Origin of the sequence: Paenibacillus sp. BGI2013, from assembly GCF_002843485.1 — a bacterium.
GTDB lineage: Bacteria > Bacillota > Bacilli > Paenibacillales > Paenibacillaceae > Paenibacillus > Paenibacillus amylolyticus.
In genome coordinates this window covers 1-16,484 of sequence record NZ_PJFA01000010.1, presented here as the reverse complement: position 1 = coordinate 16,484, position 16,484 = coordinate 1, and the positions used below count along the sequence as shown (strand labels likewise).

General features: G+C 46.0%; 10 protein-coding genes, 11 tRNA genes and 1 rRNA gene. 1 reads left to right on the top strand and 21 read right to left on the bottom strand.

Features of this window, described 5'->3' with window-relative positions; translation table 11 throughout:
* Window positions 1–92: 92 nt before the first annotated feature.
* The 9 genes from CXK86_RS32740 to ppc all read right to left on the bottom strand — a co-directional run bounded on the left by CXK86_RS32740 (window position 93) and on the right by ppc (window position 14,200).
* Window positions 93–215, bottom strand: a complete 123-nt coding sequence (locus CXK86_RS32740) for a hypothetical protein (RefSeq protein ID WP_257468042.1) — start codon at window positions 213–215, stop codon at window positions 93–95.
* Between the two features lie 440 nt (window positions 216–655).
* Window positions 656–1,939, bottom strand: coding sequence for a diaminobutyrate--2-oxoglutarate transaminase (ectB, locus tag CXK86_RS22110; RefSeq protein ID WP_101314560.1), 1,284 nt, complete (start codon window positions 1,937–1,939; stop codon window positions 656–658).
* A gap of 1,306 nt (window positions 1,940–3,245) precedes the next feature.
* Window positions 3,246–5,078, bottom strand: coding sequence for a glutamine--fructose-6-phosphate transaminase (isomerizing) (gene glmS, locus CXK86_RS22100; protein ID WP_036668148.1), 1,833 nt, complete (start codon window positions 5,076–5,078; stop codon window positions 3,246–3,248).
* A 701-nt stretch (window positions 5,079–5,779) separates the two neighbouring features.
* Entirely contained in the window at window positions 5,780–7,120 is a 1,341-nt protein-coding gene (gene glmM, locus CXK86_RS22095) for a phosphoglucosamine mutase (protein ID WP_017692121.1), read from the bottom strand.
* 72 nt (window positions 7,121–7,192) lie between these two features.
* Complete coding sequence (locus tag CXK86_RS22090; RefSeq protein WP_180361848.1) at window positions 7,193–8,686, bottom strand: CdaR family protein; 1,494 nt, start codon at window positions 8,684–8,686, stop codon at window positions 7,193–7,195.
* Entirely contained in the window at window positions 8,679–9,515 is an 837-nt protein-coding gene (gene cdaA, locus CXK86_RS22085; protein WP_047841664.1) for a diadenylate cyclase CdaA, read from the bottom strand. The genes CXK86_RS22090 and cdaA overlap by 8 nt, the downstream gene beginning before the upstream one ends.
* Before the next feature lie 314 nt (window positions 9,516–9,829).
* Complete coding sequence (locus tag CXK86_RS22080) at window positions 9,830–10,444, bottom strand: zf-HC2 domain-containing protein (protein ID WP_036614042.1); 615 nt, start codon at window positions 10,442–10,444, stop codon at window positions 9,830–9,832.
* Between the two features lie 136 nt (window positions 10,445–10,580).
* Window positions 10,581–11,147, bottom strand: coding sequence for an RNA polymerase sigma factor SigW (sigW, locus tag CXK86_RS22075; protein ID WP_036614044.1), 567 nt, complete (start codon window positions 11,145–11,147; stop codon window positions 10,581–10,583).
* Between the two features lie 260 nt (window positions 11,148–11,407).
* Window positions 11,408–14,200 (bottom strand): phosphoenolpyruvate carboxylase, encoded by a 2,793-nt coding sequence (ppc, locus tag CXK86_RS22070; RefSeq protein ID WP_101314558.1) that lies wholly within the window; start codon window positions 14,198–14,200, stop codon window positions 11,408–11,410.
* Window positions 14,201–14,777: 577 nt separating this feature from the next.
* On the opposite strand from ppc, the gene CXK86_RS22065 reads away from it, so the two are divergent.
* The gene (locus tag CXK86_RS22065; RefSeq protein WP_076328832.1) at window positions 14,778–15,125 is read left to right on the top strand and encodes a WGxxGxxG family protein; all 348 of its coding nucleotides are present in this window, start codon (window positions 14,778–14,780) and stop codon (window positions 15,123–15,125) included.
* 234 nt (window positions 15,126–15,359) lie between these two features.
* Here CXK86_RS22065 and CXK86_RS22060 read toward each other — a convergent pair.
* From CXK86_RS22060 to rrf, 12 genes are all read right to left on the bottom strand, one after another.
* Window positions 15,360–15,430 (bottom strand) — tRNA-Gly (locus tag CXK86_RS22060).
* A gap of 10 nt (window positions 15,431–15,440) precedes the next feature.
* Window positions 15,441–15,514 (bottom strand) — tRNA-Pro (locus CXK86_RS22055).
* A gap of 15 nt (window positions 15,515–15,529) precedes the next feature.
* Window positions 15,530–15,606: transfer RNA gene (locus CXK86_RS22050), tRNA-Arg, on the bottom strand.
* An 8-nt stretch (window positions 15,607–15,614) separates the two neighbouring features.
* Window positions 15,615–15,689 (bottom strand) — tRNA-Gly (locus CXK86_RS22045).
* A gap of 10 nt (window positions 15,690–15,699) precedes the next feature.
* Window positions 15,700–15,780, bottom strand: a tRNA-Leu gene (locus CXK86_RS22040).
* A 6-nt stretch (window positions 15,781–15,786) separates the two neighbouring features.
* Window positions 15,787–15,862: transfer RNA gene (locus tag CXK86_RS22035), tRNA-Lys, on the bottom strand.
* A gap of 9 nt (window positions 15,863–15,871) precedes the next feature.
* Window positions 15,872–15,946 (bottom strand) — tRNA-Gln (locus CXK86_RS22030).
* A 9-nt stretch (window positions 15,947–15,955) separates the two neighbouring features.
* Window positions 15,956–16,031 (bottom strand) — tRNA-Val (locus CXK86_RS22025).
* A gap of 7 nt (window positions 16,032–16,038) precedes the next feature.
* Window positions 16,039–16,110 (bottom strand) — tRNA-Glu (locus CXK86_RS22020).
* Between the two features lie 10 nt (window positions 16,111–16,120).
* Window positions 16,121–16,193 (bottom strand) — tRNA-Thr (locus CXK86_RS22015).
* A 3-nt stretch (window positions 16,194–16,196) separates the two neighbouring features.
* A tRNA-Asn gene (locus CXK86_RS22010) sits at window positions 16,197–16,272 on the bottom strand.
* 84 nt (window positions 16,273–16,356) lie between these two features.
* A 5S ribosomal RNA gene (rrf, locus tag CXK86_RS22005) occupies window positions 16,357–16,473 on the bottom strand.
* Between the last annotated feature and the right edge of the window lie 11 nt (window positions 16,474–16,484).

The following is a 16,484-nucleotide window of genomic DNA, read 5'->3' as shown; positions in this document are numbered from 1 at the left end:
CGCTTCGATTGCCCGGTTGATCGCATGCGGCAATCCTCTGCCTAGCAGCTGTACCGCTCGGCTCCCATGCGTTAAGGACAACAAACATCGTTCTACGCAAGAGATGCGGCTGCTTCGGACTCCTCTGCTTCAATATGATTGCCGCGGACGAGCCACCTGAAGACGGGATTTGGTTTAACATGGGTTTCGGAATTGGATTTGGGGATAGACGACAAGGAATGTTCCTCCTGTCGATGTAAGGCTTGCCGCAGGGTTCCGGCCGACCAGCAGGAAGTCGACCGTACCTCCTGATTTGGCACCCGAGCTGCCTTTGACGAAGCCTATGTTTAAGGGGTATTGATACACTCTATGTACGATTTGATTATTCCCCCACAGCCCTGGTGTGGATAAGTAAAGATTCGGCTGCGGGGTAGTGAGCTTTTCCTAACGATTAAATTTAACGAGGGCACTGCATGAGACTCAAGGAATGCTCCGTATAGCATGAACGGGACTGCCCTTGGATTGCGGAGAATTCCATGCTGATTGACGTTACCGCAGGAGCATAAGGAGAAAGTCTTCCACTTAGTTGAAAGCGCTACCTTAACATCAAGTCCGCACGCCCTCCGGAAGGCACTTTCATGCCTCTTGCCGGGGGCGGCCATCGGCTTGGCCAAGCTTAGGTCGTTACTAACAAATCCTTGGTCTCCTGAGAGATCACCCGCTGCATACTGGACTTGATAATGTCGCAGCCGGCGGCCAGATGCTCCATCGAGACGGTCAGCGGAGGCATGATCTTCAACACACAGTCTCCTCTGCCGGCTCTTTCAATGATGAGCCCGTTCTCGAAGCTGATATCCGTCACCCGCTTCGCCCCGGCTTCATCCATGAACCCCGAGACGTCAATGCCCCAGATCAGGCCGAGTCCGCGGATGGCGATGGACGGATGCAGAGGCTTAATTTCTTGATCAAGGAACGAGCGCACATATTCTTCCTTCTGCTTCACCTGAGCTTCCAGTTCGGTTCTGTCCCGGAACTCGAGAGCAGCCTTCGCGGCCACAAAAGCCAGCTGGTTGCCGCGGAAGGTGCCGTTGTGCTCGCCCGGCGTCCAGATATCCAGTTCGGGCTTCAGCAGCAGGAGGGACATTGGCAGGCCGTACCCGCTGATCGACTTCGACAGGGTAATGAGATCCGGCTCGATCCCCGCACGTTCGAAGGAGAAGAATTCGCCTGTCCGGCCGCATCCTACTTGAATCTCGTCTGTAATGAGCAGAATATCGTGCCTGCGGCAAATCTGCTGTAGCTCACGTAGCCACTGCGCGTCGACAACGTGAATTCCGCCTTCGGCTTGTACCGTTTCAAGCAGGATCGCGGCCGGCTTGTCGATTCCGGAGTGCGAATCAGTCAGGATATTCTCGATATAACCGAGCGTATCCATTTCTGCGAAAGCCCCGCTCGGGTGCGGCATGAACGTAACTCCGTCCAGAGGAAGCCCCGCCCCTTCTCTCATGGACTTGGAGCTTGTCGCCGACAGACTGCCGAGCGACATGCCGTGGAAGCCACCCATGAATGCGAATATTCCACTTCTCTTCTTCGCCTTGCGTGCGAGCTTCAGGGCCGCTTCCACCGCATTCGTCCCTGTTGGACCGCAGAATTGAAGCTTGTAATTCAGCTTCTTCGGCTCCAGGATCCGCTCGGAGAAGCTCTGGATGAATTCACGCTTGGCCATTGTATACATATCCAGACCGTGCATAATCCGGTCGGAGGTCAAGTAATCGAGAACCCGGTCTTTAATATAATCGTTGTTATGGCCGTAATTGAGTGCCCCGGCACCTGCAAAGAAATCAATATATGCTCTTCCGTCCTCAGAATATAAAAGGTCTCCCTTGGCCCGGTCGAATACCACCGGAAAGCTTCTGCAGTAAGATCTTACGTTGGATTCCAGCTTTTCAAAAATGCTCACTCGCTTCATCCTCCATCGGAATTGGGATAAGGTTGGCTCTATCTATCCGAACCTTCCTTTCTAAACCTTCTGACGTCATGGAGCAACATATTCTAGGCTGTCATTTTCCACAATTGTTGGTCCCCACATGCCGGCTTGTTGGTAAGCCAGTATACTGGTCTCTCGCACACAGCTTGGATGGGTATAAAAAACCCTACAATTCCATTTATTAGAATAATAGGGAATAAGACCTAGGTTGAATTATATCAAAATTTACAAGAATGTATAGTGAAATTTTTGTTAAATATAGTCATTATATTGTTAAATTTGGTTCATAAAACATTATGTGTTAACATTTTTCGTTAAAAATAGTGAATGGAGAAGAAACGTTGGGCATGATTTGACATCAATCAAGGAATTCGACGAGTGTTGACATTCAGTCATTTAACAGGTAAATTTGGTATATATTCCCTTTAAATATTCTTTGCCGGTGTTCCGATTCCTTGCACTTTGTAATAACTTAACATGATTACCTGACCAATTTCTGAAAGCCTGGCTGTAAACTGGCCACAGCGTCCGCACGGATGGTAGCCGACATAGTTTTGTATCACGCATTCTTCTCTACGCCTCTGTTAGAGTAAAGGGGAAATATATTCTGTTCCTCCTCGTCAAACCGTACGTGAAGTTTTCCCTTATACGCTTTCCGATGTCCTTCACTCATTTACATGCAGATTACAATAGCCTTCTGAATCCAAGTTGAACGGACAATGATTTCACTTAGTGTAATAAGCTTCTTCATCGAGCGCATTGTTGCTTCTTGGCATACCATTTTGTGAGTTGCTGAAAGATGTACTAGTCACGTTCAGTCATCTTCCTTTACCATTCAAATGATCTTTTATGCCCGATCCGCATCCTTCTTGGGGATATATTTGCACTTACGAGTTGCGAAGGTTAATGATTCTCTTTAAGAAGTTGATTACATTCGTGCACGAAGAATATTTCAAATGTGAGAATTACAAAAGGATACTCTTCCTAAGATACTTTATAATCTGATGGATTTTCGTCCAATGAATGATCGCAATTTACAATGCAAAAACACAAATAAGGTGGTTCTAATATTTAGAACCACCCACCTGAAACATCAAAAAAGCCCTGATGACTTAGAGTCATCAGGACCATTATTTTGTTTATACTGTATTAGTTTACTGAATCTATTGATCAACCCGTTAGCCATGTCATTGGACAATAGTTCGTGTAGTTCCATACTTTTGTTAATGGTTCTACACTTATTTATCATTGGACAATAAACTAATTTGTACAGAATACCTTACTCAACCGTTACACTTTTCGCCAGGTTACGTGGTTTATCTACATCATGACCCAGTGCCAGGGAAGCATAGTATGCCAGCAATTGCAGCGCAACTACAGACAAAGCAGGGCTAAGCAGTGGCAGCGTCTTAGGAATCGCAAACGCTTGGTCTACGGATTTCAGCAATGGTGCTACGTGCTCTTCATACGTAATTGCCAATACATCTGCGCCACGTGCTTTTACTTCCTTAATGTTGCTCACTGTTTTCTCAAGTACGTTCTCCTGCGTTGCCAGGGCAATAACAGGGATACCGTCTTCGATCAATGCAAGCGTACCATGTTTCAACTCACCCGCAGCATACGCCTCGGAGTGAATATAAGAGATCTCTTTCAGCTTCAAAGATCCTTCTTGAGCTACTGCATAGTCAAGACCACGGCCAATGAAGAAGAGATGTTCATGTTTGGAGATTTGCTCTGCATATCCTTTAATTGCTTCCGCTTGCTCCAACATGGATTCCACTTGCTCAGGCAATGCTTGCATTGCTGCCAGCGTGTGTTCAATCTCTTCTGCAGATTGAGTACCACGAACTTGTGCAAGGTACAGACCAAGCAAGTTAAACGCGATCAATTGCGAAGTATACGCTTTGGTAGAAGCTACTGCAATTTCAGGACCTGCCAATGTTGCGATAACATCATCTGCATCACGTGCAATGGAGCTGCCCACTACGTTTGTGATTGCCAGTACATGTGCCCCATTGGATTGTGCTTCACGCAATGCAGCAAGCGTATCGGCAGTTTCACCGGATTGGCTCACTACAATTACAAGTGTATCTTTGTGCACGATTGGGGAACGGTAACGGTACTCGGAAGCCACATCTGTTTCAACCGGAATACGTACCAATTGCTCAATCACTGTACGTCCAACCAGACCTGCATGGTACGCTGTACCACATGCAATAATTTGAACGTTACGGATATTTTTAATTTGTTCTTCAGTCATTTTCAACTCAGGAAGTTGAACTTTTTTGCCTTCATTATCGATGCGACCCAGCATAGTATCACGATATGCTTTTGGTTGCTCATGAATTTCTTTCAGCATGAAGTGCTCAAATCCGCCTTTTTCTGCGGTTACAGCATCCCAATCGACACGAATCATTTCCCGAGAAATAAAGTTGCCTTCAATCGTCATCAATTCGACAGCATCATGTGTCAATACAGCCATTTCCCCATCATTCAGAATGTACACGTTACGTGTATGTTCCAGAATTGCCGGGATGTCGGAACCAATGAAGTTCTCGCCTTCACCAATACCAATAATCAATGGGCTTGCTTGACGCACTGCTACGAGTTTCTCTGGCTCATGCTCTGTCAATACACCCAGTGCAAATGCGCCACGCAACAACGTGATCACTTTTTGAACTGTTTTGACGATATCACCATTGTATTCACGTGCGATCAGGTGAGAGATAACCTCAGTATCTGTCTCGGAAGTGAACGTGTGACCTTGAGCCATCAATTCGTCCTTCAGATCCAGATAGTTCTCAATAATACCGTTATGCACAACAGAGAACTTCTGGCTTCCATCTGTGTGTGGATGAGAGTTCTCATCCGATGGTTTACCATGAGTTGCCCAACGTGTATGTCCGATTCCGGCATTACCTACCAGTGGTGCACCATCCAGCTTGGCTTCAAGGTTCGCAAGACGACCAAGAGCTTTCGTGATTTGCAGACCTTCTGGTGTGAATACTGCGATACCTGCAGAATCATAACCACGATACTCGAGTTTCTTCAATCCTTCGACCAATACCGATTGAGTGTTCTTATTACCAATATATCCAACAATACCGCACATAATTTATTTCCTCCGTTTGTATATGAATACTGTGTCACGAAGAGAAACAGGCAGAGGCGGCATATCAGAAAAATGAATGATTGCCTAGCGTTTCATGAATACTTGGTACTTATTCAATTATCAATGATCAGAGCGACCTCGTGTCGCCCCGCTGTCATCATAAGCTGTAATGAATGCAATCATGAATGTACATCATTTTCCCGTCCGCGTACTGTTTACGCTCTTCACGCACATTCATTTGAATTTTAGTTTAACTCTTGCACCTGCACTGGCGCGTTGTGTGGACAGTCACCTATCCATTTTCCGCAATCCGGTTTACGGCTCTGGTGCTTCACCGGGAGGTCCCCGCCGAACAATCCGAACACCTCCACCTCGTCAGCTTGATTGCCGTTGATCTTAATCAGCCGTTCTTCAACCTAGAAGAAATCCTGATCAACATCATCCCGCGCAACTCCAAGCTCTGGCGCTTGTGTAACTGTAACCTTACGTTCCTCACTTTCTGTGTCTGAATGACGACTCCACTCATTATATGCACGTCAGGTCCATTTTGCAATGGAGCAAAGTACCTGTGACAATTTTAGCATATTTACCTACAACCCCGACCGGATAAACGGACCTATGGTCTCATCAGGTCGGGACGCAGGAATATCCATGCATAAGTCCTAAATCATGTTATATTAAGCCTCTTACATCTTCCAGTCCTATACCAGCTCTTTTTGCACCACATCTGCAATTTGAGACACAAATTGTTCAAGTTCGTCTTTATCTGGTCCTTCCGCCATAACACGGATCAGAGATTCAGTACCTGAAGCACGAACGAGTACACGTCCATTATCGCCGAGTTGCTGTTCTACTGTAGCAATAGCTTGCTCGATTGCAGCATTGCCCTCGTATTTACTCTTATCTTCAACACGTACATTCACCAATACTTGTGGGTACTGGGTCATTAGCGCTTTTAGTTCACTCAGTTTTTTACCGGAAGCCTTGAGCGTATCCACGAGTTGAATCGCAGTCAGCATACCGTCTCCAGTTGTATTGTAATCCAAGAAAATAACATGGCCAGATTGTTCTCCACCCAAGTTGTAACCGCCGCGACGCATTTCCTCCATCACATAACGATCACCTACTGCCGTTTTAGCTGTTTTCAGTGCAAGTTTCTCTGTTGCTTTGTAGAATCCGATGTTACTCATAACGGTCGATACAACAGTACTGTCCTTCAACTTGCCTGCACGATTCATCGCATCACCACAGATACACAGAATGAAGTCTCCATCCACCTCAGCGCCTGTCTCATCAATAGCAATCAGACGATCCGCATCCCCGTCAAAAGCAAGACCCAGATCTGCTTTATGTTTGAGCACTTCTTGTTTCAGGTTCTCTGGATGAGTTGATCCACATTGCTCATTAATATTAAGGCCGTTAGGCTCAGCGCCAATGGCAATGACTTCTGCACCTAGTTCACTGAACAATTTTGGTGCCAGTTCATAAGCTGCTCCGTTTGCACAGTCCAAAACAATTTTAAGTCCAGAGAACGACTCATTTACAGTCGTTTTCAGGAAATCAAGGTAACGATAACGGGATTCTTCATCTGTCGTTACAGTACCCAGCCCGCCACCAACTGGCCGTGGCAATTGATCTGTCTCCGCATCCATCAGTTCTTCAATCCGGTTCTCTGTTTCATCAGACAGCTTGAAGCCATCTCCACCAAAGAACTTGATTCCGTTATCCTCAACCGGATTGTGGGAAGCCGAGATCATCACGCCCGCGTCAGCTTTCAACAAACGTGCAATATACGCCACTCCCGGAGTGGATACAACGCCCAGACGGATCACATCAGCGCCAATGGACAACAGACCTGCAACCAGTGCGGATTCCAACATCAATCCCGAGATACGAGTATCCATGCCGATAACCACTTTTGGTCTTTCCACACCACCTGCAAGCACGTAACCACCACAACGTCCAATGCTGTAAGCCAGCTCTGCCGTTAACTCTTTATTGGCAACCCCTCTTACACCATCTGTACCAAAATATTTCCCCATGATTTAACTCCTTCTATTCGCATCATATACGAGCACTATTATTATTTTTTGAGAATTTTAAAATTAGAACGTTTACGGATTCGCGCCACTTTTACTGCCAGTACCGCTGTTATTATTATTTAAATTACCTCGACTGCTTGTGCTCCCCTGTTGACCCTGATCCTGAGTATCCGTATTCGATTCCGTTTCTTCTTCATCAGGAACAGGCTCTGTTTCCCCATTTTCAACCTCGGCTGGTGTTGGGTCAGGTGCTACCGTTCCCTCGTCCGTTGGTTCTTCGCCAGGAGTGGTCGTGGTATCTTCAGCCTTTTCGCTAATTTTGACCGTCGCACTCAATGCAGTGGATGATTCATCCAGTTTGGCATAACGGGGCAGGTCGGCTTCAAGCTTGATCTCATGCGTTCCGACCGCAAGTCCAGCAAGATCCCCGGTTAACGTGAGATCATCACTACTCAGACCCTCAAGCATACTTGCTGAGCCTGTAAGTGTGAGGTTCAGACCGCCGCTTCGAGGCGTAACCAGCGTCCCTTCCAGTCCATTCCCCGCACCGGTAAGTGTGATGGGGACGTTCGGAAAGACTTTGGTTGTCTCCTCTGCCTCGTCAAATGGTGATATGGTTACCTTGATCTGAATCGAACTAGGCTCGATTTTCTCAAAACCGGAAGGCGGCGTCAAGTCCACGTTAACTGTCGATGTACCCGACTGATCAAACTGTGTAAGATCAAGGGTTACTTGGTCGTAGGACTGTATACCCGCAAGCGCATCCTCTGATCCATAAACCGAGACTTCTTTCACGCTTGGCTCTACCGTGGAGAGTACCAGGCCTTCCGGAAGCTGTCCCGAATATTTGATTCTTAAGGGTACAGATGTATAGGGCTGATTGACCGGAACTCGGACTTCAACCGTTTGAGGCGTTATAATCGCATTTTCAAGGACCTTGCCTTCAGCATCGTATGCTTGAAGTTTCACTTTTTTCTGTATGACATCTTCCTTGGCATCTTTCACGCTCACACTGCCCTGGACCTTCGCTACAGCCTCGAGTTGCCCTTCGGGCAGAGTTACCTTAACCGGCGTCGAAGGTTCAGTTACGGGCGTTCCAGCGCTGTATCCGGCGGATGGTTCCCCTTCGGGTACAATATTCACATTGAAGGATTTGGTGCCCAATTTTTCTACGTTCACCGTAACCATGGAAGGTTCCATGCTGACCACTTCTACCCCGGAAGGCAAATCAGGTACAAGTGGCAGTGTATTGGACCCATCTTTCACCTGACTCAGATCGACCAGTACCTTGTAATCGTCATTCGTAAAGATCGATGTTAGCATCGAGCGCTGTCCTTTGATCTCCAGCCGGACCTCATCCGTACTTAATGAAGTGAGCACATAGCTATTGCTGTCTAATCCATAAGGTTGAACAGGCACCGTACGTTCCACAACCTTGTTGGTTGTCCCTGTTGTAATCGTAGGGGTGGTAGGTACTTCATCCAGATGAATCATGAACCAGAGCAGCAGGCTCACCGCAAGTGCAAGTATTTTGGCAAAGTTATTATTGTTAAACCACTTATCCATTGTTACGTCCTCCCTTCCGTTTCCAGAAGGTTGTCCAGCCATTCTTTTTCAGATTGGATGTAGGGCGCAACTCCTCATACAGTTTGGCAATCAGCGATTCTTCCTTAATATCACGAACGACCTGTCCATTCATTGCCAGTGACACTTGTCCTGTCTCTTCGGAGACAACCAAACAGATCGCATCTGCAACTTCGGTAATCCCGATTGCTGCACGGTGACGTGTTCCCAATTCCTTACTGATAAAAGGATTCTCTGATAATGGCAAATAACAAGCTGCCGCCGAAATCTGTTTTCCCTGTATAATAACGGCTCCATCATGGAGCGGTGTATTTGGAATAAAGATGTTAATCATCAGCTCCGAGCTGACCAGAGATTGCATCTTAATGCCCGATTCCGTGTAATCGTTCAGACCCGTTTCACGTTCAAATACGACCAAAGCGCCAATTTTACGCCGTGACAAATAATTAACTGACTTAATAATCTCACCAATTAACACGGTTAGTTCTTCATCACTCGCTGCCGCTGAACGTCCAAACAGCTTACCGCGTCCCAATTGCTCCAGACCACGACGCAGTTCCGGCTGAAAGATAATGAAGACCGCAACGACACCAAACGTAAACATCTGGTTCATTAACCATTTGAGCGTATACAAGTTTAGCCACGTACTTAATGCCCAGATCAACACAAGGAACAGAATCCCTTTTAGGAGCTGAACCGCACGTGTCCCCCGCACAAGCAAAATCAGTTTGTACATAATATAGGTAACGATCAATATATCGATAACGTCCTTAATGGACTCTGTCCACGTTAAGTCAGCAAAATAATTCATAAGCCAGCCCCCGCTATCCCCATTGATGAGTAAACCCTGATCTCATATTAACCCATTAGGATTTTATATAATCCTTTGTCTCCGCATTTTTGCATTATTTGATTTGTGCAAAATGCTTATCTATATGTAGTAGTATGTTCTCTTTAGTATCTAGGTTATAACGTTAACGTTCAGGTTGCAAGTTACGGCAGTCTCAAACTGCACATAAACATCACATTTACCATGAATTACAAAGTTTGCGTATAAAAAAAGAGTACCCCATGCAATCTGGAGGTACCCTGCTTGGTATATACCATTGAAGATTTTACCCTGTTCTAGCGATAAGCCACTTCATTTACCATATTGGTTATTTTGTACCAGAACCAGTCCAGCGCCTGATCAATACTTTTCACCTGACCTGAAATATGCGCCGTTGAAGCCTGAAACAGTTGTCCGTCGATAACCGTCAGATTGCCGTTCACATCACCATATACTTGTGCGGTTCCATTTTCTATCGTAAGATCGCCAGCAATTGACTTACCTTCAGGAACAATAACCGTGTTACCCTGAATCACGATCTGGTCCAGATTATTTCCCTTAACAACCATTTCGTTATTCTGATTCCAGAAATTCAAGGCGCTAAAGAGCATCACGACCAAAAAGAAGGCTGCCGCCGTCAGCGCGGGATGTCCTTTGACCCATTTGAGCCATGCTTGCTGTCTCTTGGGCTGGGGCAGAGCATTCATAATTCGATTGGTCAGCTCATCAGAGGCAGACGGTGAATAGTGTTTCATGGCAAAGAGTAACATTTCCGTCTGTTCCAACTCTTTAAAGCGCATGCGACAATCCGGACAGATCACAAGGTGACTTTTCAGTTCAACCTTCTGGGCCGGGGACAACGACTCATCCAAACATTCATGCATTAAAGAGACGGCCGAGTTGCAATCCATATGAGAGCCAATCCTTTCTTAAATCACTTAGTCCATGTGCCATTAAAAAGCACGCATAAGACTTGCATACATTACATACGCATCCGTTTCGGATATGTTTCAAATAATTTCGCCCATATTTAAAGGCGGTTAACATTTATAACTTATACTCCAATTTTTTACGTAGAAAATCACGGCCCCGATGAACGCGTGTCTTGATCGTTGTTACGGGCATACCTGTCACATCACTGATTTCCTGTAGCGACAAGTCCTGTAAATATCTCAGAATCATAACGGACTTATACTTGGCTGGCAAACTGTCAATGGCCTCACGAATGAGTGTCTGCGTTTCTGACAGGAGCGCTTCACTCTCAGGTGTACGATCATCACTCGGGAGCATCGCATAACCATCAGATCCTTCCTGATCATTCAGTTCAGCATCCAATGAGTATGAAGGTTTCTTCCTGCGCAGTCGGTCAATACACAGATTCGTTGCGATCCGGTAAATCCAGGTTGAGAACTTCTGGTTCGGGTCGTACTTCTCCATATTACGAAACACACGCAAAAACGTCTCCTGCACAACGTCTTCAGCTTCATGACGATTGTTCAGCATCCGGTATGCCAAATGAAATAGCTTGTCCTTATATAGTTCAACGATTTCTGCAAAGGCTCTCTGGTCGCCCTTGAGCACCAGTTTAATAAGCCTGTTCTCCAAATTGTCCACCCTTATTCCCCCAGACATGCTGATGGGTCTTCCGTCTTCTGATACCCGTCCACACTTGTAATTCACCAATCAAATCGTAAATCAACTTTGGTCAAAAATCAAGACTGTATGACAAATATCCGCCAAAAACAGTAAAAACGGGAACTCCCGCAGGAGTCCCGTTTCATCTCTTACTCCGTAGAGCAGAGAATGGAGCTTTTTAGTTAACAAAGTAATGGGTACTTTGTTACATATAATCATCATTCACAACAAATTGATAATCAACCTGTATTACGAAGTCCTGCAGCGATTCCATTGATTGTCAGCAACACTTCTCTAAGCAGTTCCGTATCATCCTCACCACGTTCACGCATATCTCTGAGCTCGCTCAGAAGTTGAACCTGCATGTAGGATAACGGATCCACATAAGGGTTACGAAGGCGGATGGATTCTTGAATAACCGGTACATCATCCAGAATTTCAGCTTCTCCGGTAATTTTCAGAATCAGCTCTTTTGTGAGCTTGAATTCGGCTTCAATCTGACCGTAGATGCGATCACGGGCTTCCTTGTTCGAAGTCATGGCTGAATATTCTTTGGCAATGACCAGATCAGCCTTGGCTACGGCCATCTGTACCGTATCAATTAATGTACGGAAGAATGGGAAGTTTGCATACATTTCTTTCAGGACAACCAGATTTTCCTCTTTATCCTGATAGTAACTTTGCAATCCTGTTCCTGCCGCATACCATGCCGGAAGCAGATAACGACTTTGAGTCCAGGCGAATACCCAAGGGATCGCTCTCAGATCTTCAAACTTATCGCTATTTTTACGCTTGGATGGACGAGAACCAATATTCAGCTCACCAACCTCCGGAAGCGGCGTTGATTCTTTGAAGAAGGTGAAGAAATCTGGATCACGGAAAATCAGATCCTGATATTTCGTCAGAGATACTTCCGAAATCTCTTTGATGATGCTGTCCCAATGACGTTCGGATGCTGACTCTTGCGGCTCAAGCCCATTAAGTGCTGCTGTGATTAGAGCCGAAGTTGCCTGCTCCAGACTGCGGTATGCAATCCCCTGAAGGGAATAACGGGAAGAAATAACCTCTCCCTGCTCCGTAATCTTGATGCCCCCACCAATCGTATGTGGTGGTTGAGCAAGAATACTGCGGTTGAGTGGCATGCCGCCACGTCCAAGAGCCCCGCCACGTCCATGGAAGAACTTCAGCTTAACGCCGTGTTCATTACCTACAGCCGTGATGGCATTCATTGCTACACGCAATTCCCAGTTGGCTGTAACCACGCCGCCATCCTTGTTACTATCTGAATAACCAAGCATGATTTCATGCAGTTCATTCCGTCCTTTTACGCTTGCGCGGTATACAGGAAGGTTGAACAGCTTCTGCATAATGTCCGAAGCCGCATGTAGATCATCAATCGTTTCAAACAGCGGTACCGCTTGAAGTGTAGATACAACGTCACCGTTGTGACCTTTGGTGAATAAGCCCACTTCTTTGGCAAATACCATAACCTCCAGCAAATCACTTGCGCCCTGCGTCATACTGATCAGGTAACTTGTGATACAGCCGTTCCCAAATTCGTTCTGGGCACGCTTGATGGTACGGAAGACATCCAGACACTCTTTGGTTCCCTCCGTGTATTGGTGATAAGGAGAAGTAAGCGGACGTGGATCATCCAGCAAACGAGCAAGCAGATCGATTTTACCGTCTTCAGTCAGACGCGCATAATCCTCTACAATGTTCATTTTCGCCAAAATCTCCGACATCGCATTTTCATGTTCCTTACTGTGCTGACGCACATCCAATGCTGCGGTATGGAAACCAAACAACTCGACTTGACGAATCATTTTGCGAATGGTCGTATCTGCTACGTAATCGGCAAAATGATGGCGCAGACTTCGATCAATAATCATCAGTTCATCAATCAAATCCTGTGCGCTATGATAACGGTCAGGCTGACCTAATTTGTTTTCATCCAGTACATTGTTCAGCTTGGCAATCATATAAGCCAATTTGATGCGGTATGGCTCTTTTTCATTCCGCCAGATATCCACTTTTTTCAATGTAACAGAATTACGATCCTGCTCAATCGACTGCACCAGCTCATCCGATACATGAATGATGTTTGTGCTGAAGCTGAGATGGCCCATAAGTTCAATCATAATCCGTTGGTATTCACGCAAAGCAAGCTTACGTTGCATCAACAGTGTCTGCCATGTTACATCTGAAGTTACCGAAGGATTTCCATCCCGGTCTCCACCGATCCAGGAACCGAACCGCAAATACGTCGGCACATGCCAGTCATGGTCAGGATAAAATTTGTTCAGGCAGCGTTCCAGCTCCTGATATACATCCGGAAGTACGTGGAACAACGTTTCATGAAAGTAATACATCCCGTTCCGCACTTCATCAAGCACAGTCGGTTTGCGGTCGCGAAGTTCATCTGTCTGCCAGAGTGTAATAACCTCATTCAGCAGCTTCTCACGCAACTGTTCACGTTCACGCAACGTCAGCGTAGGATTATCAAGTGACATGACATCTTCGGATATCCGTTTATGGATGTCCAGAATAACCCGGCGCATAGCTTCGGTTGGGTGAGCTGTCATAACGAGTTCCAACGACAAATCGTCGAGAATCTCTTCCACCTCTGTATGAGACAGTCCACGTTCCTTAAGATCCTGTACTGCTTTCTCAATCGATCCTGGCTGCACAGCGTCCCCAGCAGAACGTTCATAATCCCGTTTACGCCGGATCCGATGGTTTTGTTCAGCAATATTAACTAATTGAAAATAAATAGCGAAAGCCCGAATAACCTGGTGACGATTGTCCGAGTCTAATTCCTGGATCATCGTTTTGAACTCTGCATAGAGTTCTGGCAGAAATTCTGCACGCAACGATTTGCTCGTTTCCCGAATCTTCTCAACGATATCTAGAAGCTCCGTGCCGCCTTGATGGACAAGAACTTCTCCGAGTATATTGCCCAGGAACCGCACGTCTCGCCGAAGCAGGTTGTTGGATTGGCTTTTGCTGGCGGTTACCATAGTTTCAGTCATGCTTATCCTCCCATCTGATCGTTCCATTCGTACACGTAAATTTGACACCTTCATAACATCATACAATAAAATGGTACGAAAATCTTTATTTTTCTACTAGAAAAAATGGGGATTATCCCCGATTTACAGCACAAAAACACGCTTTTTTATTCATTTTCTTGTTCTGCTTCAATTAATGGTCATATACTGTCGCATGATACCTTTTTCACGTACTTTAGATAAATCAAAAGTCTCATACCTATTCTTAAAAACTCATAAATATACAGTTCTTTTAGATATGATCCCCTGTACCTGATATTAAGGTTAAACCGCATAATTTCATTGTTTGAGAACAGATGATATACAAAGAAACATGACCGGCAAAGCAAGCTTTCGTATACTTTACCACAGTGACGCAATAAATTAAAGATGTAATTATAATTTTCTTCCCACTACAGTCTGCTTACTAGGCAAGTTTCTTATGTATGTTGTTATTCAATTGGACTCAAAGGTATATCTTAACAGACTTTTTCTACATATTGTACTGGTCTTCTTGGGCAGATTAATCTGTAGCTCTTACTAAAAAGGAGGAATCCACATGATGAAGAAAGGTACAACAATTATTGCTTCCGTGCTTCTGGTGGCCGCGATGGCTGGCCCTGCTGCTGCTGATGGTCATATGTCCAAAGGAATGGATACAACCGGCTCACGTGTCCGGTCTTATCAGGACACCAACTACATGGACCGCACAAACACTAATTCCAACATGAATATGAACATGGATGGAAACTACCGCAACAATGGTGACTATCGTACCAACAATGTTCGGGCAAACGCCACAACAACCGACCGTGACAACGGCATGGATTGGGGCTGGCTTGGTTTGTTGGGACTGCTTGGATTAGCTGGCATGCGTAAAAGAGTGACGGACCACAACGAACGTTAAATTGTGCGCTCTTCACTATACAATAGCTGCTGCGTCTTAGAGGCAGCTCATCCACAAAGATAAACAGAAGAGCCAAGACCTCCCTATTTGGATAGTAAAGGGGTCTTGGCTCTTTTTTAAATAAACCTGTATTATACTTTACATAAATTATTATATAAAATAACTGCTGATTATTTCGTTAAATAAAATAAAAAAGCCTCTGCATCTGCAAAGGCTCTTTCATTATATTCTGTAAGCGGGTGATGGGAATCGAACCCACGCTATTAGCTTGGAAGGCTAAAGTTCTACCATTGAACTACACCCGCATAACAACAATCGGGATGACACGATTTGAACATGCGACCCCCTGGTCCCAAACCAGGTGCTCTACCAAGCTGAGCTACATCCCGATACTAAAAAAATAATGGCGCGCCCTGAGAGATTCGAACTCCCGGCCTTTTGATTCGTAGTCAAACGCTCTATCCAGCTGAGCTAAGGGCGCAAAAATATTGGAGCGGAAGACGGGAATCGAACCCGCGACCCTCGCCTTGGCAAGGCGATGCTCTACCGCTGAGCCACTTCCGCAAATAAAAGATGCGCGTGGAGGGACTTGAACCCCCACGTCAAAGACGCTAGATCCTAAGTCTAGTGCGTCTGCCAATTCCGCCACACGCGCATATGATGGTGAGTCATGAAGGGCTCGAACCTTCGACACCCTGATTAAAAGTCAGGTGCTCTACCAACTGAGCTAATGACTCATACTAAAATGGCTGGGGATATAGGATTTGAACCTATGCATGACGGAGTCAAAGTCCGTTGCCTTACCGCTTGGCTAATCCCCAATAAAAATATGGTGGAGGCTGAGGGGATCGAACCCCCGACCCTCTGCTTGTAAGGCAGATGCTCTCCCAGCTGAGCTAAGCCTCCATCTATATGACCCGTAGGGGATTCGAACCCCTGTTACCTCCGTGAAAGGGAGGTGTCTTAACCCCTTGACCAACGGGCCCCATTTCCAAAGCTCTCAACCGGGATCGAACCGGTGACCTCATCCTTACCATGGATGCACTCTACCTACTGAGCTATGAGAGCAAATGGCTCCCCGAACAGGGCTCGAACCTGTGACAACTCGATTAACAGTCGAGTGCTCTACCAACTGAGCTATCAGGGAATAATATGCATTTGCAGGGCAAATGCAATTCATCGTACAACGTCCACATGCAGAGCCTGTTTTCTATGTATGATGAAAGAGTTCGCTTGGCGGCGTCCTACTCTCCCAGGACCCTGCGGTCCAAGTACCATCGGCGCTAGAGGGCTTAACGGTCGTGTTCGGGATGGGTACGTGTGGAACCCCTCCGCCATCGCCACCAAACGCATAGCTTA

What these genes read in the sequence shown, in the direction of transcription:
- glmS (WP_036668148.1), bottom strand. Translation starts at nt 5,078, where the DNA reads ATGTGCGGTATTGTTGGATATATTGGTAATAAGAACACTCAATCGGTA.
- glmM (WP_017692121.1), bottom strand. Translation starts at nt 7,120, where the DNA reads ATGGGGAAATATTTTGGTACAGATGGTGTAAGAGGGGTTGCCAATAAA.
- CXK86_RS22090 (WP_180361848.1), bottom strand. Translation starts at nt 8,686, where the DNA reads ATGGATAAGTGGTTTAACAATAATAACTTTGCCAAAATACTTGCACTT.
- cdaA (WP_047841664.1), bottom strand. Translation starts at nt 9,515, where the DNA reads ATGAATTATTTTGCTGACTTAACGTGGACAGAGTCCATTAAGGACGTT.
- CXK86_RS22080 (WP_036614042.1), bottom strand. Translation starts at nt 10,444, where the DNA reads ATGGATTGCAACTCGGCCGTCTCTTTAATGCATGAATGTTTGGATGAG.
- ppc (WP_101314558.1), bottom strand. Translation starts at nt 14,200, where the DNA reads ATGACTGAAACTATGGTAACCGCCAGCAAAAGCCAATCCAACAACCTG.
- CXK86_RS22065 (WP_076328832.1), top strand. Translation starts at nt 14,778, where the DNA reads ATGATGAAGAAAGGTACAACAATTATTGCTTCCGTGCTTCTGGTGGCC.